Source organism: Gordonia sp. OPL2, assembly GCF_003797825.1.
Classification (GTDB): domain Bacteria; phylum Actinomycetota; class Actinomycetes; order Mycobacteriales; family Mycobacteriaceae; genus Gordonia.
In genome coordinates, this window is sequence record NZ_RKME01000123.1 from 1 (window position 1) to 402 (window position 402).

Below are 402 nucleotides of genomic sequence, written 5' to 3' on the forward strand. Positions count from 1 at the left end.
GTACAGGGTGTCTTCCAGGGGCTTCAGCGGTGCCAGCAGCTGGTCGGCGTAGGCATTCTCGGCCTGCAGGTAGGCCAGCATGTCCTTGTTCTCGCGCTTGTCGTCGCGCAGCCAGTAATAGTCATCGTTGCGGGTCGCGCCGAACGGCGCCTTGACCACGTGCGGATGCTTGGCGGCATCCGGCGGAACGGGCGGCGTGGCGGCGGTAGCAGTCGTGGTCATCAGGCTGGCGAGCAACAGGCAGAGGGTGGACTTCATGAGATAAGGCTCCTGGCGCATCAATGCAATGGTCTTCGACGGGGTCAGATCCCTTTTCCTGCGGAAAAGGGATCTGACCCCTATCAGCCTCAGCAGAACAGCTGCAGGACGTCCAGGTCGCCGTCGGCGAGGAAATCCACGCAC

The 402-nt window shown here is 62.7% G+C and carries 1 protein-coding gene; it reads right to left on the reverse strand.

All coding sequences use genetic code 11. From position 1 onward, the window contains the following. Positions 1 to 258 (reverse strand): hypothetical protein (locus EEB19_RS26600; protein WP_262365948.1); only part of this gene is annotated, 258 nt, incomplete at its 3' end. Between the last annotated feature and the right edge of the window lie 144 nt (positions 259 to 402).